At 61.2% G+C, this 21,208-nt stretch carries 18 protein-coding genes; 7 read left to right on the top strand and 11 right to left on the bottom strand.

Translation table 11 applies throughout. The features are described from left to right. Positions 1–37: 37 nt before the first annotated feature. The 5 genes from ACF8K2_RS14025 to fabB all read left to right on the top strand — a co-directional run bounded on the left by ACF8K2_RS14025 (position 38) and on the right by fabB (position 6,957). Positions 38–2,185: a TonB-dependent receptor plug domain-containing protein gene (locus ACF8K2_RS14025; protein ID WP_392465327.1), complete on the top strand. Its 2,148-nt coding sequence runs from the start codon at positions 38–40 to the stop codon at positions 2,183–2,185. Next, positions 2,185–3,075, top strand: coding sequence for an ABC transporter substrate-binding protein (locus ACF8K2_RS14020; RefSeq protein ID WP_392465326.1), 891 nt, complete (start codon positions 2,185–2,187; stop codon positions 3,073–3,075). Before ACF8K2_RS14025 ends, ACF8K2_RS14020 begins: the two co-directional genes overlap by 1 nt. After that, positions 3,072–5,003 (top strand): response regulator, encoded by a 1,932-nt coding sequence (locus ACF8K2_RS14015; protein ID WP_392465324.1) that lies wholly within the window; start codon positions 3,072–3,074, stop codon positions 5,001–5,003. The genes ACF8K2_RS14020 and ACF8K2_RS14015 overlap by 4 nt, the downstream gene beginning before the upstream one ends. Positions 5,004–5,209: 206 nt before the next feature. Continuing rightward, on the top strand, positions 5,210–5,725 hold the full coding sequence (fabA, locus tag ACF8K2_RS14010) for a 3-hydroxyacyl-[acyl-carrier-protein] dehydratase FabA (RefSeq protein WP_101318173.1): 516 nt from the start codon (positions 5,210–5,212) through the stop codon (positions 5,723–5,725). Between the two features lie 11 nt (positions 5,726–5,736). Then, positions 5,737–6,957: a beta-ketoacyl-ACP synthase I gene (gene fabB / locus ACF8K2_RS14005; protein ID WP_186555717.1), complete on the top strand. Its 1,221-nt coding sequence runs from the start codon at positions 5,737–5,739 to the stop codon at positions 6,955–6,957. Between the two features lie 297 nt (positions 6,958–7,254). On the opposite strand, the gene ACF8K2_RS14000 is transcribed toward fabB, so the two are convergent. After that, positions 7,255–8,259, bottom strand: coding sequence for an amidohydrolase family protein (locus ACF8K2_RS14000; RefSeq protein WP_392465322.1), 1,005 nt, complete (start codon positions 8,257–8,259; stop codon positions 7,255–7,257). A gap of 116 nt (positions 8,260–8,375) precedes the next feature. On the opposite strand from ACF8K2_RS14000, the gene ACF8K2_RS13995 reads away from it, so the two are divergent. Then, positions 8,376–9,239: a pirin family protein gene (locus ACF8K2_RS13995; RefSeq protein ID WP_392465320.1), complete on the top strand. Its 864-nt coding sequence runs from the start codon at positions 8,376–8,378 to the stop codon at positions 9,237–9,239. Between the two features lie 28 nt (positions 9,240–9,267). On the opposite strand, the gene ACF8K2_RS13990 is transcribed toward ACF8K2_RS13995, so the two are convergent. The 4 genes from ACF8K2_RS13990 to ACF8K2_RS13975 form a co-directional block, all read right to left on the bottom strand. Continuing rightward, positions 9,268–9,993: a dienelactone hydrolase family protein gene (locus ACF8K2_RS13990; RefSeq protein WP_312152706.1), complete on the bottom strand. Its 726-nt coding sequence runs from the start codon at positions 9,991–9,993 to the stop codon at positions 9,268–9,270. A gap of 59 nt (positions 9,994–10,052) precedes the next feature. Continuing rightward, the gene (gene htpG, locus ACF8K2_RS13985; protein ID WP_392465318.1) at positions 10,053–11,960 is read right to left on the bottom strand and encodes a molecular chaperone HtpG; all 1,908 of its coding nucleotides are present in this window, start codon (positions 11,958–11,960) and stop codon (positions 10,053–10,055) included. Between the two features lie 95 nt (positions 11,961–12,055). Next, complete coding sequence (locus tag ACF8K2_RS13980) at positions 12,056–12,514, bottom strand: PaaI family thioesterase (RefSeq protein WP_186555712.1); 459 nt, start codon at positions 12,512–12,514, stop codon at positions 12,056–12,058. Continuing rightward, positions 12,511–12,990: a PaaI family thioesterase gene (locus ACF8K2_RS13975; protein WP_312152708.1), complete on the bottom strand. Its 480-nt coding sequence runs from the start codon at positions 12,988–12,990 to the stop codon at positions 12,511–12,513. The genes ACF8K2_RS13980 and ACF8K2_RS13975 overlap by 4 nt, the downstream gene beginning before the upstream one ends. Before the next feature lie 156 nt (positions 12,991–13,146). Here ACF8K2_RS13975 and ACF8K2_RS13970 point away from each other — a divergent pair, with 156 nt between their 5' ends. Beyond that, positions 13,147–13,422: a hypothetical protein gene (locus ACF8K2_RS13970; RefSeq protein ID WP_186555710.1), complete on the top strand. Its 276-nt coding sequence runs from the start codon at positions 13,147–13,149 to the stop codon at positions 13,420–13,422. Between the two features lie 51 nt (positions 13,423–13,473). Here ACF8K2_RS13970 and ACF8K2_RS13965 read toward each other — a convergent pair whose 3' ends face one another. From ACF8K2_RS13965 to odhB, 6 genes are all read right to left on the bottom strand, one after another. Further along, entirely contained in the window at positions 13,474–14,238 is a 765-nt protein-coding gene (locus ACF8K2_RS13965) for a DUF599 domain-containing protein (RefSeq protein ID WP_392465316.1), read from the bottom strand. A 277-nt stretch (positions 14,239–14,515) separates the two neighbouring features. Beyond that, positions 14,516–15,829 carry a branched-chain amino acid transport system II carrier protein gene (gene brnQ / locus ACF8K2_RS13960; RefSeq protein WP_186555708.1) on the bottom strand — a complete coding sequence of 438 codons (1,314 nt, stop codon included), beginning with the start codon at positions 15,827–15,829 and terminating at the stop codon, positions 14,516–14,518. A gap of 370 nt (positions 15,830–16,199) precedes the next feature. Beyond that, positions 16,200–17,084: a succinate--CoA ligase subunit alpha gene (sucD, locus tag ACF8K2_RS13955; RefSeq protein ID WP_392465315.1), complete on the bottom strand. Its 885-nt coding sequence runs from the start codon at positions 17,082–17,084 to the stop codon at positions 16,200–16,202. Then, on the bottom strand, positions 17,084–18,250 hold the full coding sequence (gene sucC, locus ACF8K2_RS13950; RefSeq protein ID WP_186555707.1) for an ADP-forming succinate--CoA ligase subunit beta: 1,167 nt from the start codon (positions 18,248–18,250) through the stop codon (positions 17,084–17,086). The genes sucD and sucC overlap by 1 nt, the downstream gene beginning before the upstream one ends. Before the next feature lie 172 nt (positions 18,251–18,422). Next, positions 18,423–19,859 (bottom strand): dihydrolipoyl dehydrogenase, encoded by a 1,437-nt coding sequence (lpdA, locus tag ACF8K2_RS13945; protein WP_186555706.1) that lies wholly within the window; start codon positions 19,857–19,859, stop codon positions 18,423–18,425. A 92-nt stretch (positions 19,860–19,951) separates the two neighbouring features. Then, on the bottom strand, positions 19,952–21,172 hold the full coding sequence (odhB, locus tag ACF8K2_RS13940; protein WP_392465314.1) for a 2-oxoglutarate dehydrogenase complex dihydrolipoyllysine-residue succinyltransferase: 1,221 nt from the start codon (positions 21,170–21,172) through the stop codon (positions 19,952–19,954). Between the last annotated feature and the right edge of the window lie 36 nt (positions 21,173–21,208).

Below are 21,208 nucleotides of genomic sequence, written 5' to 3'. Positions count from 1 at the left end.
ACCTGAGCCGCTGGAAAAACCCGCAAGGTCAGTTAACATGCCTGTTTCAACACTGATACAAGGCCGTACCGTGTTTCCTGGCCCGCCACCGGTTCCTCGCCTGCTATTGCTGACTGCCCTGCTCGGCGGCCCTGCTGTGGCCGACGATCTGTTCATCGACAACCAGGACCTGCCGCAAGTTCTGACCGCCACCCGCCTGAAACAATCCCCAGCCGCGGTGCCGGGCAGCATGACCGTGCTCGACAGCGACCTGATCCGCGCCAGCGGCGCCCGGGATATTCCCGAGCTCCTGCGCCTGGTGCCAGGGATGATGATCGGCTATGGCGCCGGCAACCAGCCGACGGTCAACTACCACGGCAGTAACGTCAGCGAAGCCCGGCGCATGCAGGTGTTGATCGATGGCCGCTCGGTGTACCGCGCAGGCCTGGCCACGGTGGACTGGAGCGATATCCCGGTAGCCCTTGAGGATATCGAGCGGATCGAGGTGTTTCGCGGCCCCAACACCGTCAGCTACGGCGCCAACGCGCTGATGGCGGTGGTCAATATCCTCACCCGCAACCCCGCCGACAGCCATGGCACCCGGCTGAAAGTGACCCGCGGCGAGGACGGCATCAGTGATTTCTATGCCAGCCAAGGGCTTGGCTGGGACGGTGGGGATCTGCGCTTGTCGCTGTCTGGCCAGCAGGACGATGGGTTCGACCAGGACCAGTACGGCCGTGACTACCGCGACAGTCGCCGGTTGAACCGGATCAACCTTAATGTCAGCCACATGCTTGCGCCTAACCAGACCCTGGAGTGGCAGCTGGCGGCCAAAGAGGGTAGCAACCAGCGGCCATATACCTACCGACCGGTGTTTCCCTTCGTGACCCTGAGCGGCGACAGCGCCGACGTGAACGCCAAGGACTATGCCGGTTCGCTGCGCTGGAGCATCGATATCAACCCCGAACACAGCCTGTACGTGCAGGGTTCGGCGCAGCACTTCGACCGCCAGCAGGTGTGGCGGGCCTGTGATGCGGCACTCTCGTTCAGCCAGGAACTGACTCGTCTGTGGCAACTGGACTCGAACTACGCCGAGCAGGTGGCACGCAACATCACCAATCCCCCGGGCAACAGCAACCCCGCCTTACAGGCGTTGCGGGACCAGGTGAAACAGCAGTGGGACAGCCAGGGTGGCAGCCAGGTGGTGTGTGGCGATGTCGACCAGAGCACTCGGGAAACCCGCTATGACCTGGAGATCCAAGACACCCTGAGCCTGACCGACAACCTGCGCCTGCTCAGTGGTGCCAATTTCCGCTATGACAAAGCCGACTCGCAGACCTACTTCAATGGCACACTGGACGATCAGACCTGGCGCCTGTTCGGCCAACTGGAGTGGCGCGCGGACGAACACTGGATCCTGCAAGGCGGGGCGATGTTCGAAGACAGTCGCCTGTCCGGCAGCTCGCTGACGCCACGGGTCGCGGTCAATTACCTGATCACCCCGCGTCATGGCTTGCGGGCCGTCTACTCTGAGGCGGTGCGCTCGCCAGACATGTTCGAGAACAACGTCAACTGGAGCTACACGGTCAACAACCTGACGCCCTATCAACCCTGGATGGGCAATGGTGAGTACTTCGTCAAGACCCGCGGCCCGGGCGATCTGGACCAGGAGCGGATGCGCTCGCGCGAGCTGGGTTACAACGGTAACTTCAGCGATATCGACCTGAGCATGGATGTGAAGCTGTTCTACGACGAGATCACCGGAATGATCAGTGAACCGCTGCGCAACAACCAGTACATTGCCAGCAATGCCAACAAGGCCAGTTTTCGTGGCACCGAGGCGCAGGTCGACTGGCGCCCGAGCCGGCGCGATCGCCTACGGCTGAGCTACGCCTACGTCGACGCCTGGGCCAGCAACCGCAACGACAGCCAGAACAGCGCACGCAACAGCGGCTCGGCTGGCTGGATGCGTGACTGGGGCGCGGGTTGGTCCAGCGCGCTGTTCTACTATGGCGATGCCAACCTCAACGACTATCGCTTCGAGCGCATCGACCTGCGCGTGGCCAAGCGCCTGCGCATTCAGGGCACCACCCTGGAGCTTGCCGCACTCTGGCAGCAGCGTCTGGACGACGAGCCGATCACCCTGCCCCAGAACCGTTACGACAGCCGTCACCGCCTGAGCGTCAGCGCGGAGCTGGAGTTCTGATGCTGCGTCTGCTGCGCCTGCTGCTGCTCTGCCTATGGCCACTGGGGACGCTGTCCGCCAGCGAAATCTTGTTGGTCGGGGGTGACGACCAGCCTGGCATCCGCAGCTTCGTCGAGGCCATGCAAAGCCGTCGCAGCCATGATCAGGTGCGCTTTCAGAGCGTGGCCGAGCTGCCCCGCCCCAGCCAGCTGAAAAGCGATATTCGCCTGATCCTGCTCGACAACGCCGCGCTGGAATGGCGCCTGGGCGAAACCGCCGGGCCACCTGCTTTGGCCATGCGGGTCAGCCGGGTGCAAGTTGAACAGCGCCTGGGAAAGTCGCGTCCGGCCTATTTGTGCCTGCTCTGGAGTGACCCGCCGCTGGCCCGGCAACTGCGCCTGACACGCTTGCTGCTGCCCCAGGCCCGCCGAATTGGCGTGCTGTACGGTGAGCAAAGCCGCTTTCTGCTCGACGAACTGCGCCAGGCCGCCCGGCCCCTGGGCCTGGAGATAGTCGCCCAGGACTGGCCCGACCTGCGTGACAGCCGCCCGCTGCAGCACCTGTTGGGCAACAGCGACGTGCTGCTGGGGATCGATGACCCCGACCTGTACAACTCCAAGACCGCCAAGAACGTCCTGCTCAGCAGCTATGGCCGGCAGCTGGCACTGATCGGCCCCAACGTCGGCTTCGTCCGCGCTGGCGCCCTGGCCAGCACCTACAGCGACCAGGACGACTGGCTGGCGGTGCTCGACCGGCTGCTCGACCAGCCCCCGGCGCGCTGGCCGCGTAGCCTGTATCCCTCGCACTTTGGCGTCAGTGGCAACCAACAGGTCGCCCGAGCCCTGGGCCTGGAGCCGATTGATCCGAAGGCCGCCGCCCTGGCCCTGGCCGAAGGAGAACCCACCCCATGAGAAAGCGCCTGAGCTGGGACATCCATACCCGCACGCAAATCATCAGCCTCGGCCCGGCCTTGTTGCTGACGCTGTTGCTGATCAGCTTCTTTACCTTCGTGCGTATCCAGGACTTGCGCCAGGAGCTCAACCACACCGGCCAACTGATCGCCAACCAGCTGGCGCCGGCCTCGGAGTACGGGGTGATCTCCGGCAACAACGAGGTGCTGGAAAGCCTGATGCGCGCGACCTTGAGCATTCCGCACGTGCGTTTTCTGGAAGTGCAGGACAGCCGCAACCATATCCTGGTGTACGTCGAGCAAGCCGATGAAAGCGCCAACCGCGCGCAGCGCGTGGAAGTGTTCCAGGCGCCGATCCGCCTCCAGCAGATCCGCCTGGACAACGACTTCCTGCAGCAAGGCAAGACGCCGATGCCGCGCATTGGCGATGACTACCTGGGCCGGGTAATCGTCGGCATGTCGGACGACGCCTTCAGCCAGCGCCAGCAAGAAATCGTCATCAAGGCCGGGATCCTGGCCCTGTTCGCCCTGCTGTTCACCTTCCTCCTCGCGCGCCGCTTGGCCATGAGCCTGGCCAAGCCCATCAGCGACATGGGCCACGCGGTCAAGGCGATCCAGCAGGGCGAGTTCAATGCCCCGGTGCCGGTGGTCGACGACAGCGAGCTGGGCCATCTGGCGCGTCACATCAACAACCTGGCCAGTGCCCTGGAGCAGGCCAGCCAAGAACAGAAGCAGGCGATCGCGCAGTTGATCCAGGCCCGCGAAGAGGCCGAACAGGCCAACCGCGCCAAGTCGGACTTCCTGGCCATGATGAGCCATGAACTGCGCACGCCGATGAACGGTGTATTGGGCATGCTGCAATTGCTCGAAACCACCCAGCTGACCCACGAGCAGGCTGACTACACGGCAGTGGCCAGCGAATCGACCGGGCACCTGCTCAAGGTGATCAATGACATCCTCGACTTCTCGCGGATCGAGCGCACCAGCCTTGAGCTGGAGCATATCGATTTCAACCTGGGCGAGCTGATCAGCAGCAGCGTGCAGTCGTTCCAGCACAGCGCCCAGCAGCGCGGCCTGGACCTGCAGTTGAAACTGCCGACAGGCCTGGACCGGCTGGAAGTTGTCGGCGATCCGACGCGCATCCGCCAGATTCTCCTGAACCTGATCGGCAACGCCTTGAAGTTCACCGAGCGCGGCCAGGTCGAAGTCGAGCCGCGCTGGCAGGTGCTCGACCGCCAGTTGATCTGGTTCAGCTGCGCGGTACGCGACACCGGCATCGGTATCGACAGCGATCGCCTGGAAATGATGTTCGTCGCCTTCCAGCAGGCCGACAGTTCGATCTCCCGGCGCTACGGCGGTACTGGCCTGGGCCTGGCGATCGCGCGCACCCTGGCCGAGCGCATGGGCGGCCAGTTGCGCGCCGAGAGCCGCGAGGGCCTGGGCTCGACCTTTACCCTGGAAATGCCTCTGGCCGTGGCCAGCAAGCCCGCCGCCCTGCTCCCAGGCAGCGCGGCGCAGGGCCAGCCAGGCGAGGCTGGCGGGCGGATCCTGTTGGTCGAGGACAATCCGGTCAACCAAAGCGTGATCGAGGCGATGCTGCGCAGCCTCGGCTTTGAGGTCAGCGTGGCCATGGACGGCGCGCAGGCGGTCGAGCAGGTCGACCAGCAGCGCTTCGCTGCGGTACTGATGGATTGCCGCCTGCCGCTGATGGACGGCTATGAAGCGACCCGGCGCATTCGTCAGCTACGCCAAGGCGCCGGGCTACCGATCATCGCCTTGACCGCCAGCGCCTTGCAGGGCGATCGCGAGCGTTGCCTGGCGGCTGGCATGGACGATTACCTGAGCAAACCCTTCAAACGCACGGAACTGCAGCGAATCCTGCAGCGTTGGTTACCCGGACAGACAGCCGCGACTGGCGATAAATGCTAAAGTGCGGCAGTCTTAGACTAGACAGGACCGCCGCTGGGCCTGAAAATACTGGTTTCAGTGAACACCTGTACTTCATTTGCCAGGTGCGCTGTGACTTTCACCACAACGCAATAGTCTACCTGTAGGCTGCCGCCTTGAGCTCATAGTGCTCTGGGATGGCCGGGAAGATTCATCCCCTGCCGCATGGGGATTATTGAGGAGCTCGCATGACCAAACAAAACGCCTTTACTCGGGAAGACCTGCTGCGCTGCAGTCGCGGTGAGCTGTTCGGCCCAGGTAACGCGCAACTGCCCGCCCCGAACATGTTGATGGTCGATCGCATCACGCATATCAGCGAGGAAGGCGGAAAGTTCGGCAAAGGTGAATTGGTCGCCGAGCTGGATATCACTCCGGACCTGTGGTTCTTCGCCTGCCACTTCGAAGGTGATCCGGTGATGCCGGGCTGCCTGGGCCTCGATGCCATGTGGCAGTTGGTCGGTTTCTTCCTCGGCTGGCAGGGTCTGCCGGGCCGCGGTCGCGCCCTGGGTTCGGGCGAAGTGAAATTCTTCGGTCAGGTGCTGCCTACCGCCAAGAAAGTCACCTACAACATTCATATCAAGCGCGTCCTGAAGGGCAAGCTGAACATGGCCATCGCCGATGGCTCGGTCAGCGTCGACGGCCGCGAGATCTACACCGCCGAAGCCCTGCGGGTCGGCGTGTTCACCTCCACTGACAATTTCTAAGGGTTATTCGCATGCGCCGCGTCGTTATCACTGGTCTGGGCATCGTATCGTGCCTGGGCAATGACAAAGAGACCGTCACCGAAAACCTGCGCAAGAGCCGTCCGGGCATTCGCTACAACCCGGAATATAAGGAAATGGGGCTGCGTAGCCAGGTTTCCGGTTCCATCGACCTCAACCTCGAAGAACTGATCGACCGCAAGGTGTTCCGCTTCGTCGGCCACGCGGCTGCCTACGCCTACCTGGCGATGCAGGACGCGATCAAGGACTCGGGCCTGACCGAAGAGCAGGTTTCCAACCCACGCACCGGCCTGGTAGCAGGCTCCGGCGGCGCATCGACCCTGAACCAGATGGAAGCGCTGGATACCCTGCGCGAAAAGGGCGTCAAGCGCGTCGGTCCATACCGTGTCACCCGGACCATGGGCAGCACTGTATCGGCGTGCCTGGCAACGCCGTTCAAGATCAAGGGTATCAACTACTCGATCTCCTCGGCTTGCGCCACCAGCGCCCACTGCATCGGTACCGCACTGGAGCAGATCCAGTGGGGCAAGCAGGACATCGTCTTCGCCGGCGGCGGTGAAGAAGAGCACTGGAGCCAGTCGTTCCTGTTCGACGCCATGGGCGCGCTGTCCACCAAGCGCAACGACACCCCTGAGCTGGCCTCGCGCGCCTACGACGCTGACCGTGACGGTTTCGTCATCGCCGGCGGCGGCGGCATGGTGGTAGTCGAAGAGCTGGAACACGCCCTGGCCCGTGGCGCCAAGATCTACGCCGAAATCGTCGGCTACGGCGCGACCTCCGATGGCTATGACATGGTCGCACCGAGCGGTGAAGGCGCCATCCGCTGCATGCAACAGGCACTGTCCACCGTCGACACACCGATCGACTACCTGAACACCCACGGCACCTCGACTCCGGTCGGTGACGTCGCGGAAATGAAAGGTGTGCGTGAAGTGTTCGGCGACAAAGCGCCGAAGATCAGCTCGACCAAGAGCCTGTCCGGTCACTCGCTGGGCGCCGCTGGCGTGCACGAGGCGATCTACTGCCTGCTGATGATGGAAAACAACTTCATCGCCGGCTCCGCCAACATCGATGAGCTGGACCCAGAGGTCGCTGACCTGCCGATCCAGCGCGAAACCATCGAGAACGCCAAGATCGATACGGTCATGAGCAACAGCTTCGGCTTCGGTGGCACCAATGCCACCCTGGTACTGAAGCGTTGGGAAGGCAAGTAAGACCTTAGCGCTCTAGCGAAAACGCCCCGACTGGTTCGGGGCGTTTTTGTTTGTGGCGTTGTTGGGCTGTGCCGACGCTATCGCGGGGCAAGCCCGCTCCCACGTGGAAGTACGCGCATTGCGTAGATGTACGCGCATGGCGTGGAAGTACGCGCATGGCGTGAAAGTACGCGCATGGCGTGGATCTCCTCGCATTACGTGGCTGTACGCGCATGGCGTGGATCCAGGCGCATTGCGTGGATGTACGCGCATTACGTGGGAGCGGGCTTGCCCCGCGATAGGGCCGGTACAGCCAGCTCAATACCCCTTGGGCAACACCGCCAGAAAATTCTCCCTCGCCACCTTCTGCGCGACCTGCTCTGGCAATGCATCCAGGAACGGATCAAAGCCATGCAACTGCTCGCCCAAGCTGCCAAACCGCCCCACTACATCCGAGCCGAGCATGAACCGATCAGGATAGCGCTCGACCAACGCCAACCACGCCTGGCGCGGCCTGCCCTGCTCATCAAGCAAGTACGGCTCAAGCACGCTCCACGACAGATCAATGTACAAGTTGGGGTAATCCTTGAGCATTCGGGTCAGCACTGGCAAGAGAAAGTCCATCTGCGTCTGGTGCCGATGAATCTCCATGCTGGTACCCGCATGCGCCCAGATGAAGCGGGTGTGCGGATGATTGCGCAGCGGCTCCTCGATCTCGGCCAAGTACAGCGGGTTGCGCTCGCGCTTGGAGGTGATGTTGGAGTGAATCAGTACGGGTAGATCGCGCTCAGCCGCCAGGTGATAGATTCGCGTCATCGCCTCGTTGTTGGCCCTGGGCGTGTCGCCGCTGGTCAGCGCAGTAAGGTCATCGTGGCGGGTGAACACCTCGCCAATGCCTTGCCACAGCCCCGGATACAGCTCAAGCATGCGCTCGATATGGCTGACGGCATTCTTGTCCACCGGATTGAAGCCGGTCAGAAACGGATGGAAGCGCTTGCGCTGCTGCGGTGTTAACTTTTCAAGAGCAGCCGCCACATAGATATCAGTGGCGCTGTACCAATACGCATCGGCGTCGTCACCCGCGTAATAGCGTGGGCGCTTGGGTTCGTCTTCATGCCATTTCTTGGCCACCGAAACGCCGGAAATCATCGACTGGTCGATCCCTGCCTGGTCCATCGCCTTGAGCAAGGCCGGCATGCCTTCGGTTTCCTGGAAGAAGTCGACGTAGTGCAGGTGGGCATCGCTGTAGCGGTACTCACGGGCCTGGGCCACCTGGCACAGCAGGCCCGAAACCAGCACGGCAGCCAGTGTTCTGGCGATCATGGCAGCATCCTTATCCTGATTCGAACAGAGTAGACCCGCGCGCGCTCGCCGCGGTTCAGCAATCGACCACAACCCGTTATGCTGGTGGGCACTTACCGCGCCGCCTGGAGCCGAACATGAGCAGCCCGTTGATCATCCGTCCGCGCGCCGAATCGGTCGAGGGCCAGCCGATCCTGCGCCCACTGCCTTCGGCGCAGTGCCGCAGCGTCGGCCCGTTCGTCTTCTTCGACCATATGCTGGAGACCGACTATGCGCCTGGCAGCGGCATGGATATCCGCCAGCATCCGCATATTGGCCTGTCGACCCTGACCTACTTGTTCGAGGGCGAAATCCTGCACAAGGACAGCCTGGGTTCGGATCAGCGGGTTTTGCCTGGCGATGTCAGCTGGATGACGGCCGGGCGCGGCGTCGCCCATGTCGAGCGCACGCCTGCAGAGGGTTTTGCCAACGGCTCGCGCCTGCATGGGCTGCAGGTATGGCTGGCCTCGCCACGTGAGCATGAGCAGGGCCTGGCGAGCTACAGTCATCACCCCGCAGCTAGCCTGCCGGTCAGTGAAGCGCTGGGCGTGCGCATCTGCTTGATTGCCGGCAACGGCTTTTGCCTGGAGTCGCCGGTGCCCGTGCTCTCCCCTACCCTGTACGCCCATGTGCGCATGCAACCGGCGACAACCCTGCTGGTGCCGAGCGAGCATGCCCAGCGGGCGCTGTACCTGCTCGATGGCGAGTTGCAGCTCAATGGGCAGGAGGTCGAGCCGTGCAGCCTGCTGGTGTTGCCGGAGGGTGAAGAGGTGACGCTGTATGCCGAGAGCGAATGCCAGTTGGTACTGATCGGTGGCGCGCCGCTGGATGGGCCACGGCGGATGAACTGGAATTTTGTCGCGAGTGATCCGGCGCTGATCGAACAGGCCCGGGTGCGCTGGGCTGCCGGGGATTGGCCGGTGGTGCCTGGGGAAATCGAACGGATCGAGTTACCGCGCTAGTTGGGGCCGCTGCGCGGCCCCGGCACACTCAACCTTTGAACACTTCCGCCAGCAGGTTGTGCATCGCCTTGAACGCCCGCTCCGAGGTCTTGCGGTCGTACTGCATCTTGCCCGGCACATTGGCATTCGGATCAGTGAACGAATGCACCGCACCGCCATAGCTGAGCAACTGCCAATCGACCTTGGCGGCATTCATTTCTTCCTCGAACGCCGGCAACTGCTCACGCGGCACCAAGGGGTCCGAGGCACCATGCAGCACCAGCACCGAGCCCTTGATGCGCTTGGCGTCTTCTGGGTTCGGCGTATCCAGGGTGCCATGGAACGACACGGCAGCCTTAAGATCAGCCCCGGTACGCGCCAACTCCAGCGCACAGCAACCGCCAAAGCAGAAACCGAAGGTCGCCACCTTACCCGGCTCCAGCAGCGCCTTGGACTGCCCCAGCAGTTGATCCAACGCCTCTTTCATGCGCTTGCGCAACTCACCGCGATCATTCTTCAGCGGCATCATCGCGTTGCCTGCCTCATCGGCATTGGCCGGGCGCACCGACTGGCCATACAGGTCAGCGATCAATACCACATAACCCTTTTCGGCAACTTCCTTGGCAATGCGCTCGGCACCTTCACCGATACCCATCCAGTTCGGCGCCATCACCAGGCCGGGTCGCCCCAGCGCACCGGGCTCATACACCAAGCGGCTTTCATAGGTCTTGCCGGACAGGTGATAGACCAGCGATTCGACGATTACCTTGCTCATCAAACTCCTCCTTGCACCATGAAAAAAGCCCGCCGAAGCGGGCTTTCCTAGCAACTAACTCAAGCAGACAGCTCAACCAGCAGCTTGTTCAAGCGACGAACGTAGGCCGCTGGGTCCTTCAGGCTGTCGCCAGCCGCCAGCGCGGCTTGATCGAACAGGATGTGCGAAAGTTCCGCGAAGCGGTCTTCGCTCTGCTCGTTGTCGAGCTTGTCGATCAGCGGGTGAGCCGGGTTGAATTCGAAGATCGGCTTGGAATCCGGCACCTTCTGCCCGCTGGCTTCGAGGATCTGGCGCATCTGCAGACCCAGGTCCTGCTCGCCAATGGCGAGGATCGCCGGCGAATCGGTCAGGCGATGCGAAACACGCACTTCGGCGACGCTGTCACCCAGGGCAGCCTTCAGACGCTCGACCAAGCCTTCCTTGTCCTTGGCGACTTCTTCCTGGGCCTTCTTGTCTTCTTCCGAATCCAGCTGGCCCAGGTCCAGGTCACCGCGGGCGACGTCGACGAAGTTCTTGCCGTCGAAGTCGCTCAGGTAGCTCATCAGCCACTCATCGATACGATCGGTCAGCAGCAGCACTTCGATGCCTTTCTTGCGGAAGACTTCCAGATGCGGGCTGTTCTTGACCTGCGCGTAGGTTTCGCCGGTGAGGTAGTAGATCTTGTCCTGACCTTCCTTGGCACGCGCCAGGTAGTCGGCCAGCGACACGCTTTGCTCGCCGCTGTCGTCATGGGTCGAAGCGAAACGCAGCAGACCGGCGATCTTCTCTTTGTTGGCGAAGTCTTCAGCCGGGCCTTCTTTGAGCACCTGGCCGAAGTTCTTCCAGAAGCCCTTGTACTGCTCAGGCTCGTTCTTGGCCAGTTTCTCCAGCATGTCCAGCACGCGCTTGGTCAGGGCCGTTTTCATCGAGTCGATGATCGGGTCCTTCTGCAGGATTTCACGCGAGACGTTCAGCGACAGGTCGTTGGAGTCGACCACACCCTTGATGAAGCGCAGGTACAGCGGCAGGAACGACTCGGCCTGGTCCATGATGAACACGCGCTGCACGTACAGCTTCAGGCCGCGTGGCGCTTCGCGCTGGTACAGGTCGAACGGCGCGCGGGCCGGGACGTACAGCAGCGAGTTGTATTCGAGCTTGCCTTCGACCTTGTTGTGGCTCCAGGCCAGCGGGTTCTCGAAGTCATGGCCGATGTGCTTGTAGAACTCCTGGTACTCCTCGTCCTTGACCTCGGTCCGCGGACGGGTCCACAGGGCGCTGGCGCGGTTGACGGTTTCCCACTCTTGCGCAGGTTGCTCTTCGCCTTCAGCGGCGGCGGCTTGCTCTTTGGGCAGCTCGATCGGCAGGGCAATGTGGTCGGAGTACTTCTTGACCACGTTGCGCAGACGCCAGCCATCGGCGAACTCTTCTTCACCCTTTTTCAGGTGCAGGACGATACGGGTGCCACGCTGTGGCTTGTCGATGGTGGCGACTTCGAACTCACCCTCGCCCTTGGACGACCAGTGCACGCCCTCGGCAGCTGGCAGGCCGGCGCGGCGGCTGTAGACGTCGACTTTGTCGGCGACGATGAACGCCGAATAGAAACCCACGCCGAATTGACCAATCAGGTGCGAATCTTTTTTCTGATCGCCACTGAGGTTCTTCATGAAGTCGGCAGTGCCGGACTTGGCGATGGTACCCAGGTGGGCGATGACGTCTTCACGGCTCATGCCGATACCGTTGTCCTCAAGGGTCACGGTGTTGGCGTCTTTATCGAAGCTGACGCGGATCTTCAGGTCGGCGTCGCCTTCGAGCAGCTCAGGCTTGGCCAAGGCCTCGAAACGCAGCTTGTCAGCGGCGTCGGAGGCGTTGGAAATCAGCTCGCGCAGGAAGATTTCCTTGTTCGAGTACAGCGAGTGGATCATGAGGTGCAGCAGTTGCTTTACCTCGGTCTGGAAGCCCAGGGTTTCTTTTTGTATCTCCACACTCATGGTCTTCAAAACTCCGATCTGATGGCAGTTGTCGCCCAGCGGCCCGATTGGCCTGCTTTTACGGCGGGATGACAAGCAGATGGGGGCTGGCCTGACTATTTCAAGGGCTTTTCTGGTTCGATCTTGAAATGCGCACGGGCGGTGGCGATCGGCGTGTCCCGATCCGCCTGCCAGGCGGTGATGGCGACGTTGGTCACCCGCCTGCCCTGGCGCCACAGCTGGCAGTGGGCAAAGGTGTCGCGCAGGTGGCCGGCGCGCAGGTAATCGATGGAAAAATCGATGATCTTGGGAATGCTCACGCTTTCGCTGTAGATCAGCAGGTACAGCGCGGCGCTGAGCTCCATGAAGCCTGCGATCACCCCGCCATGAATCGCCGGCAACAGCGGATTGCCAACGTTGTCCGGGTTGGCCGGCAGGCGGAACAGCAGCTCGTCGCCGCGACGTTCGCACTCGATGCCAATCAGGCCTGCATAAGGGATCAATGCCAGCAGCGGCCGGTAGTCGCCCGCCGCGTGCGCTTCGTTAAGGCGCTGGCGAACATCGCGGGGGATCATACGCCCTGCTCCTTCTTCAAGCTGTTTCCAAAGCGGATGCCCCCTTTGACCTCCTGGCCCAGGCGCATGAAGGTGCCGACCACCTGGCAGATGGGTTGCTCGGGGTCATCCTGATAGGCCGTGCCGCGGGTGAAGATCACATCACGGGTCACCCGATAGCAGTATGCGTGACCGTGGATAGCCTTGCCGGGCTCGGCCGGGTGCATGTAATCGATGCGCAAATCCAGGGTCGGGCACACCTCGAACTGCTCCAGCGCGCAGAGCGTGGCCATGCCGCAGGTGGTGTCCATCAGCGTGGTCAGCGCACCGCCATGCACGGCGCCGGTCTGGGGGTTGCCGACAATCATTGGCGACCAGGGCATTACCAGGGTCATGCCACTGGCGTCAGCGTGATGCACGCGCATCTGCAAAACCTGACAATGTTTCAATGCTGAGAGAAAGCGCTCAGCCATGGCTATCAAGGGCGTGTCGCTCATCGGGCGATTTCCTTGTACTGATTCGTCAGCGGCACAAAATCAGTGAAAAGTCTATGTAGAACGGGGCGTTATATATCTGTAATCTTCGCGGAACTTATTCCACTTACTTGAGCTCGAAGGAACAAGTAAGTTATTCCACCAAGGAGAGACACCCCCATGCGTAAACCTTTTGCTTTTGCTCTGATGCTGGCCGCTGCCATGGGTCTGGCCGCTTGCGACAAGGCAAGTGAAGACAAAGCCCAGGACGCACAGCAACACGCTGAGCAAGCCCAGGAAAAAGCGGGCGAAGCTCAGGATAAAATGAACGAGGCTGCCAAGGAAAACGCCGAAGCCGCCAAAGATCAGGCCGAAGCGCAGCAAAAAGCTGCTGAAGAAGCCGCTGAAGAAACCGCACCTGCTACCCCGGCTCCAACCGAGCCAGCTAAGCAGTAATCGGTTTAAACAAAAAAACCCGACACTGTCGGGTTTTTTTGTGCCTGGAGCTTAAGGATTAATCGTTTCAGTCGATGCAATGGAACTTTCTTTAGCCGCGTCGATCGGTGCACTTTCGGTCGGTGTGAACACCATCACTTCCAACACATCCGAATGGAACTCGCGGCGATAAAGAATCAGCACTACACCAATCGTAGTGCCCATGAATATCCAGGGGCTGATGAACCAGGTCAACATGGCCATGCCGAAGTAATAAGAGCGCAAGCCCAAGTTGAACTGGTTGGCCGCCAGCGACAACACCCGCGCCGCGCGCGAGGCAAACGCCTTGCGCTCCAGTTCATTGACCAGGCGTTCGCCGATCATCGGCGCCGAACCGACCAGCACGGCGGCAAAGTTGTATTGGCGCATGCACCAGCTGAAGGTGAAGAAGGCATAGACGAACACCGCCGCCAGGCTCAACAGCTTGATCTCCGAGACGCCCTGCGACGCCTCCTGCACCAAGGGCAGGTCGGCCAGCAGCGACAATGCTCGATCCGAGGCGCCAAGCACGGTGAGGATACCGGCCAGGATAATCAGGGTACTGGAGGCGAAGAACGAGGCGTTGCGCTCCAGGTTACCGATTACGCTGGCATCGGCGATGCGGTTGTCGCGCAGGAGCATGCGGCACATCCAGTCCTCGCGGTACAGGTGCAGGACACTGGCCAGGCAAGCGGTGTCGCGGCCCTTCCAGATGGCGTAGCGGGTGTAGCCACCCCAGCACAGGGCGAACCAGCAGACCGCCAACAGATTGCTCAAATTGCTTTGGATGAAGCTCATGCAGGGTTCTCGACCGTTCAGGTGCAAAGAAGGATATTGACCGGTTTTCGACGTTTGGATTCGGTAAAAGGCACGTACTTGAGAGAATAATCTGCTTTGCTCGTGCGGGCCTTATCGCGGGGCGAGCCCGCTCCCACGCACGACGTCTGCGCAGATGCCTGGGTGGGGACCGACCAGAAAAAAACCCCGCATCCTTACGGATACGGGGTTTTTGGTCTCAACCATTTGCTGGCGCCCTTCGGCTTGTGGCCGGCGCCTGCCTCCTGGTTTCAATCCATCAGGCCATGGCCTCGCGCGGCTTGCCGAGCATGCGGTCGCAGACCACGGCCCCAGCCAGGGTGATGACCGAAGGCACCAGCCAGGCCATGCCTTCATTGCTGAACGGCAGGTGAGCCATGAAGTCTGGCAGCACGTGAGCCAGGCTGCTGCCCTTGATCGCATCGACTACGCCAAATACCAGCGAGACCAACATCACCGGCGCCAGAATGCGCGTCGGCGAGTTCCACAGGTCTTTGACGAAGCTCAAGCCCACCACCACGATGCATGGCGGGTAGATGGCGGTCAGCACCGGAATCGAGAACATGATCAGCTTGGTCAGGCCCAGGTTGGAGATCAGCAGCGAGAAGCCTGCCAGGATCACCACCAAGGCGCGATACGACAGCGGCAGGATCTGGCTGAAGTACTCGGCGCAGGCGCAGGTCAGGCCTACTGCAGTTACCAGACAGGCCAGCGCGATCAACACGGCCAGGAAGCCACTGCCCAGCGATCCGAAGGTGTGCTGCACATAGGCATGCAATACCGCTGCGCCGTTAGTGGCATCCGCCGCGATATCGTGGCTGCCAGCACCCAGGCGGAACAGGCTGATGTACACCAGGGCCAGGCCGACACCGGCAATCAGGCCGGCAATGATGGCATAGCGGGTAATCAGCTGCGGCGACTCGACACCGCGCGAGCGGATGGCATTGACGATGACGATACCGAACACCAGGGCGCCCAGGGTATCCATGGTCAGGTAGCCATCGGAGAAGCCCTTGGAGAAGGCTGCGGCAGCATAGGCCGGTTGCGCTTCGCCAATGGTCCCCGCTGGCAGCGCGAAAGCAGCGATGCCCAGCACAGCCAGGGCAATGATCTTCAGCGGCGCCAGGAAGCGGCCGACGGTATCGAGCAGCTTGCCCGGATACATCGACACTGCCAGCACCACCAGGAAGTACACCAGGCTGTAGATGAACAAGGCCAACGGGCTTTCACCGGTCAGCGGCGCCACGCCTACCTCGAACGACACCGTAGCGGTACGCGGGGTGGCGAACAGCGGACCTACCGACAGGTAGCAGACAGCTGCCAGCAGGCCGCCGAAGAACTTGCCGATCGGGCTGCTCAACGCGTCCATGCCGCCGCCGACCTTGGCCAGGGCGACCACGGTGATGACCGGCAGGCCGACCGCGGTGACCAAAAAGCCCAGGGCTGCCATCCATACGTGCGGACCGGACTGCAGGCCGACGATAGGCGGGAAGATGATATTGCCGGCGCCTACGAAAAGCGCAAACGTCATAAAGCCAAGTGCCAGGATATCCTGGCCTTTTAACACTTTCATTTAGGGTCGTACCACACTGCTGAAATCGGGATTCGAGAAGGGATTTCCCCATGGGTGAGGGAAATGCTGCCCGGCTTGATAGGCCAGACCCGTTTAGCGTGTCGTTCCCTTTTGGGGCACGGGCACAGAGTGAACGCGTAGGTTAAACGTTTTGCCTGGAAAACGCACTGTAACAGTGCTGCTTGTCCGATGTGCGTACATGTTTGTCGTCTGCATGACCGTGTTTGGCGACAATTTATTGCTGATTCACGCGGATGTCTGGTTGAAAATCCTGATCGGCTTCATCGATTTCTTCTGCTCGACCAAATCCAATAACGACAAAGGCCACCCGAAGGTGGCCTCTGTGCGCGTGGGGGGTACTACGTGTTACTTACTTCTTGGCTTCCCAGCCAGTCAGCTCGGCCAGGGCCTTGCCGATGTCTGCCAGGGAACGCACGGTTTTCACACCAGCGTCTTGCAGGGCAGCGAACTTCTCGTCTGCAGTACCCTTGCCGCCGGAGATGATGGCACCAGCGTGGCCCATGCGCTTACCAGCAGGTGCGGTAACACCAGCGATGTAAGACACGACAGGCTTGGTGACGTTGGCCTTGATGTAGGCAGCCGCTTCTTCTTCAGCCGAACCGCCGATCTCACCGATCATGACGATCGCTTCGGTCTTCGGGTCTTCCTGGAACAGCTTCAGGATGTCGATGAAGTTGGAGCCTGGGATCGGGTCACCGCCGATGCCGACGCAGGTCGACTGGCCGAAGCCGGCGTCGGTGGTCTGCTTGACGGCTTCATAGGTCAGGGTGCCGGAACGCGAAACGATACCGACCTTGCCTGGCAAGTGAATGTGACCTGGCATGATGCCGATCTTGCACTCGCCCGGAGTGATAACGCCTGGGCAGTTAGGGCCGATCAGGGTAACACCCAGCTCGTCGCACTTGACCTTGGCATCGAGCATGTCCAGGGTAGGAATGCCTTCGGTGATGCAGACGATCAGCTTGATGCCGCCGAAGGCCGCTTCCAGGATCGAGTCTTTGCAGAAAGGAGCCGGAACGTAGATCACCGACGCATCAGCGCCGGTAGCTTCTACAGCTTCTTTCACAGTGTTGAACACTGGCAGGCCCAGGTGAGTGGTGCCGCCTTTGCCTGGGGTCACGCCGCCAACCATCTGGGTGCCGTAGGCGATGGCTTGTTCGGAGTGGAAAGTACCCTGCGAGCCGGTGAAGCCCTGGCAGATGACTTTGGTGTCTTTATTGATCAGGACGCTCATTACTTGCCCTCCGCAGCTTTGACAACTTGTTGAGCAGCGTCGGTCAGGCTGGTTGCAGCAATGATGTTCAAACCGCTTTCTGCCAGTACTTTAGCGCCGAGTTCGGCATTGTTGCCTTCCAGACGGACGACAACCGGTACTTTGACGCCGACTTCTTTCACAGCGCCGATGATGCCTTCGGCAATCATGTCGCAGCGAACGATGCCGCCGAAGATGTTGACCAGTACGGCCGCGACATTGCTGTCGGACAGGATGATCTTGAAGGCTTCGGTCACGCGCTCTTTGGTAGCACCACCACCTACGTCGAGGAAGTTGGCTGGCTTGCCGCCGTGCAGGTTGACGATGTCCATGGTACCCATGGCCAGGCCGGCACCGTTGACCATGCAGCCAATGTTGCCTTCCAGGGCTACGTAGTTCAGTTCGAACTTGGCAGCGTGGGCTTCACGGGCGTCGTCTTGCGACGGGTCGTGGAAGGTTTTCAGCTTAGGCTGACGGTACATGGCGTTGGCGTCGATGTTGATCTTGGCATCGAGGCAGTGCAGATCGCCATCGGCCTTGATCACCAGCGGGTTCACTTCCAGCAGGGCCAGATCGTGATCCTTGAACAGCTTGGCCAGACCTACGAAGATCTTGGCGAACTGAGTGACTTGCTTGCCTTCCAGGCCCAGCTGGAAAGCCAGCTCGCGACCTTGGAACGGCTGAGCGCCGACCAGCGGATCGATGGTGGCCTTGAGGATCTTCTCAGGAGTGTCGTGAGCGACTTTCTCGATGTCCACGCCACCTTCGGTGGAAGCCATGAACACGATACGACGGCTCGAACGGTCGACTACAGCGCCCAGGTACAGCTCTTTGGCGATGTCAGTGCAGGATTCGACCAGGATCTTGGAGACTGGTTGACCGTTGGCATCGGTCTGGTAAGTGACCAGATTCTTGCCCAACCATTGCGCAGCGAACGCCTTGGCGTCTTCTTTGCTGCGAACCAGCTTGACGCCGCCCGCTTTACCGCGACCGCCAGCGTGAACCTGAGCTTTTACAACCCACTCGGAACCGCCGATCTTTTCGCAGGCTTCTGCTGCAGCTTCAGGGGTGTCGACTGCGAAACCCTTGGAAACTGGCAGGCCGTATTCAGCGAACAGCTGCTTACCCTGATACTCGTGAAGATTCATGCTTTTTACCGTCTTCGTTAGGTACTGCGCTTCGGCGCTGCGCCAGTTACGGCGCCGCACCACCTGTGACCTTTAACCGTTGGGTGGTCCCAAAGGCCCGGTCCGGCGGACGTTCCGCGGTGAGTCATGCACGCAAGACTCACGACGGGCAGCCCGCCGTGGTTTCTTATAATTAACGCTTCTTACGGTTGGCTACGTGAATGGCACCGCCATTCACTGCCAGCGCGGCTTCATGCAGCGCTTCGGACAGGGTCGGATGGCTGAACACCATCATGCCGATGTCTTCGGCGCTGGTGCCGAATTCCATCGCGATTGCGCCCTGCTGCACCAGTTCGGCAGCCGATGGGCCAATCACATGCACACCCAGAACGCGGTCGGTCTTGGCATCGGCGATGACCTTGACGAAACCACCGGTGTCGTTGGCCGCCATCGCACGGCCGCTGGCCGCGAACGGGAAGGTGCCCACGTTAACCTCAACGCCTTCAGCCTTCAAGGCCTGTTCGGTCTTGCCGACCCACGCGATTTCCGGGTGGGTGTAGATAACCGATGGGATCAGGTCGTAGTTCATCTGGGCTTTGTGGCCCTTGATGCGCTCGACGACCATGATGCCCTCTTCCGAGGCCTTGTGCGCCAGCATCATGCCACGCACCACGTCACCGATGGCGTAGACGCCCGGAACGCTGGTAGCGCAGTAGTCATCGACGAAGATGTAGCCACGTTCGTCGATGTTGACGCCGCTGTCAGCCGCCAGCAGCTCGGTGGTCACAGGGCGACGGCCGACCGCAACGATCAGCTTGTCGAAGGTGATCTTCTGCTCGCCGTTGGCATCGGTGTAGGTCACTTCGACTTCGTTGCCGTTGACCTGCGAGCCGGTCACGCGAGCGCCCAGCTTGATGTCCAGACCTTGCTTGGTCAGGGTTTTCTGGGCTTCCTTGGCAACCGCGGTGTCTGCGGCCATCAGGAAGGTGTCCAGTGCTTCGAGAACGGTGACCTGGGCACCCAGGCGCGACCATACCGAACCCAGTTCCAGACCGATCACGCCAGCGCCGATGACGCCCAGACGCTTAGGCACTTCCTGGAATTCCAGGGCGCCGGTGGAGTCGACGATGACGTTCTGGTCGACCGGAGCCGGCGGAATGTCGATCGGGCGCGAGCCGGAAGCGAGAATGACGTTCTCGGCTTCGATGACTTCGGTGCTGCCGTCAGGCTTGGTGACTTCGACTTTCTTGCCCGCCAGCAGTTTGCCGTGGCCTTGGATCGAAGTAACGCCGTTGGCCTTGAACAGGGTGGCAACGCCACCGGTCAGGTTCTTGACGATGCCAGCCTTGCGGCCAACCATCGCAGCCACGTCCATCTTCACTTCACCAGTGGAGATACCGTGAACGTTGAAGCTCTCTTTGGCTTCCTTGTACTTCCAGGAGCTGTCCAGCAGAGCCTTGGAAGGAATGCAACCCACGTTCAAGCAGGTACCGCCCAGGGCCAGTTTGCCCTCGGCGTCGGTATATTTCTCGATGCAGGCGGTGCTCAGGCCAAGCTGAGCGGCCTTGATCGCGGCTACATAGCCGCCAGGGCCTGCACCAATCACTACCACGTCGAATTTCTGGGTCATAAAAGATTCCTTTTAAGCTTCAAGCGGCAAGCCTCAAGCGGCAAGTGGCGCACTCCCCCTGGAGCTTGCCACTTACCGCTTGCAGCTGCGTTTTAGATGTCCAGCAGCAGACGAGCCGGGTCTTCCAGCAGGTTCTTGATGGTCACCAGGAAGGTTACCGCTTCCTTACCGTCGATCAGGCGGTGATCGTAGGACAGCGCCAGGTACATCATCGGGCGAATGACCACTTGGCCATTGATCGCCATCGGACGCTGGATGATGTTGTGCATGCCCAGAATGGCCGCCTGCGGTGGGTTGACGATCGGGGTCGACATCATCGAGCCGAATGTACCACCGTTGGTGATGGTGAAGGTACCACCGGTCATTTCTTCGATGCCCAGCTTGCCGTCACGTGCCTTCTTGCCGAAGGTGGCGATGCCGTTCTCGATTTCCGCCAGGCTCATTTGCTCGGCGTTGCGCAGTACCGGTACCACCAGGCCACGGTCGCTGGAGACGGCGACGCCGACGTCAGCAAAGCCGTGGTAGACGATGTCGTTGCCGTCGATCGAGGCGTTGACTGCTGGGAAGCGCTTGAGGGCTTCGGTAGCGGCCTTGACGAAGAACGACATGAAGCCCAGGCGTACGCCGTTGTGGGACTTCTCGAACAGGTCCTTGTACTTCGAACGCAGGGCCATGACTTCGGTCATGTCGACTTCGTTGAAGGTGGTCAGCATGGCCATGTTCGACTGGGCTTCGACCAGACGCTCGGCGATCTTGGCGCGCAGGCGGGTCATCGGCACGCGCTTCTCGGTGCGATCGCCGGCGGCGGTCACAACTGGGGCGGCGGCGGCAGGCTTGGCAGCAGGTGCTGCGGCAGGTGCGGACTTCTTGTTGGCAACGGCTGCAACCACGTCTTCTTTAGTGACGCGACCGCCTTTGCCAGTGCCAGCGATCGAAGCCAGGTCGATGCCGTTTTCTTCAGCCAGTTTGCGTGCGGCAGGCGCAGCAACTGGATCGTCTTCGCCAGCATCGGCAGCAGCGGCCGGAGCAGCGGCGCCGGCAGCCGGGGCGGCAGCAGGCGCAGCGGCAGCAGCGCCGCCTTCAACGATCGAGCCCAGGACTTCATCGGACAGGACGGTGTCGCCCTCGCCCTTGACGATTGCGCCCAGCACGCCGTCAGCGGTAGCCAGCACTTCCAGAACGACTTTGTCGGTCTCGATGTCGACGATCAGCTCGTCACGCTTGACGGCTTCGCCCGGCTGTTTGTGCCAGGTGGCAACGGTGCCATCGGCAACCGATTCCGGGAAGGTTGGGGCTTTGATCTCGATAGCCATTATCAGTGTTTCCTTAAATTCGGTTTCAGGTGCGCG

Origin of the sequence: Pseudomonas sp. xss_2 (genome assembly GCF_043104195.1) — a bacterium.
Taxonomy (GTDB): Bacteria; Pseudomonadota; Gammaproteobacteria; order Pseudomonadales; family Pseudomonadaceae; genus Aquipseudomonas; species Aquipseudomonas urmiensis.
Note: the sequence above shows the minus strand (reverse complement) of the source record. Positions and strands in the feature narration are given on the sequence as shown.

What these genes read in the sequence shown, in the direction of transcription:
- ACF8K2_RS14025 (WP_392465327.1), top strand. Translation starts at nt 38, where the DNA reads ATGCCTGTTTCAACACTGATACAAGGCCGTACCGTGTTTCCTGGCCCG.
- ACF8K2_RS14020 (WP_392465326.1), top strand. Translation starts at nt 2,185, where the DNA reads ATGCTGCGTCTGCTGCGCCTGCTGCTGCTCTGCCTATGGCCACTGGGG.
- ACF8K2_RS14015 (WP_392465324.1), top strand. Translation starts at nt 3,072, where the DNA reads ATGAGAAAGCGCCTGAGCTGGGACATCCATACCCGCACGCAAATCATC.
- fabA (WP_101318173.1), top strand. Translation starts at nt 5,210, where the DNA reads ATGACCAAACAAAACGCCTTTACTCGGGAAGACCTGCTGCGCTGCAGT.
- fabB (WP_186555717.1), top strand. Translation starts at nt 5,737, where the DNA reads ATGCGCCGCGTCGTTATCACTGGTCTGGGCATCGTATCGTGCCTGGGC.
- ACF8K2_RS14000 (WP_392465322.1), bottom strand. Translation starts at nt 8,259, where the DNA reads ATGATCGCCAGAACACTGGCTGCCGTGCTGGTTTCGGGCCTGCTGTGC.
- ACF8K2_RS13995 (WP_392465320.1), top strand. Translation starts at nt 8,376, where the DNA reads ATGAGCAGCCCGTTGATCATCCGTCCGCGCGCCGAATCGGTCGAGGGC.
- ACF8K2_RS13990 (WP_312152706.1), bottom strand. Translation starts at nt 9,993, where the DNA reads ATGAGCAAGGTAATCGTCGAATCGCTGGTCTATCACCTGTCCGGCAAG.
- htpG (WP_392465318.1), bottom strand. Translation starts at nt 11,960, where the DNA reads ATGAGTGTGGAGATACAAAAAGAAACCCTGGGCTTCCAGACCGAGGTA.
- ACF8K2_RS13980 (WP_186555712.1), bottom strand. Translation starts at nt 12,514, where the DNA reads ATGATCCCCCGCGATGTTCGCCAGCGCCTTAACGAAGCGCACGCGGCG.
- ACF8K2_RS13975 (WP_312152708.1), bottom strand. Translation starts at nt 12,990, where the DNA reads ATGAGCGACACGCCCTTGATAGCCATGGCTGAGCGCTTTCTCTCAGCA.
- ACF8K2_RS13970 (WP_186555710.1), top strand. Translation starts at nt 13,147, where the DNA reads ATGCGTAAACCTTTTGCTTTTGCTCTGATGCTGGCCGCTGCCATGGGT.
- ACF8K2_RS13965 (WP_392465316.1), bottom strand. Translation starts at nt 14,238, where the DNA reads ATGAGCTTCATCCAAAGCAATTTGAGCAATCTGTTGGCGGTCTGCTGG.
- brnQ (WP_186555708.1), bottom strand. Translation starts at nt 15,829, where the DNA reads ATGAAAGTGTTAAAAGGCCAGGATATCCTGGCACTTGGCTTTATGACG.
- sucD (WP_392465315.1), bottom strand. Translation starts at nt 17,084, where the DNA reads ATGAGCGTCCTGATCAATAAAGACACCAAAGTCATCTGCCAGGGCTTC.
- sucC (WP_186555707.1), bottom strand. Translation starts at nt 18,250, where the DNA reads ATGAATCTTCACGAGTATCAGGGTAAGCAGCTGTTCGCTGAATACGGC.
- lpdA (WP_186555706.1), bottom strand. Translation starts at nt 19,859, where the DNA reads ATGACCCAGAAATTCGACGTGGTAGTGATTGGTGCAGGCCCTGGCGGC.
- odhB (WP_392465314.1), bottom strand. Translation starts at nt 21,172, where the DNA reads ATGGCTATCGAGATCAAAGCCCCAACCTTCCCGGAATCGGTTGCCGAT.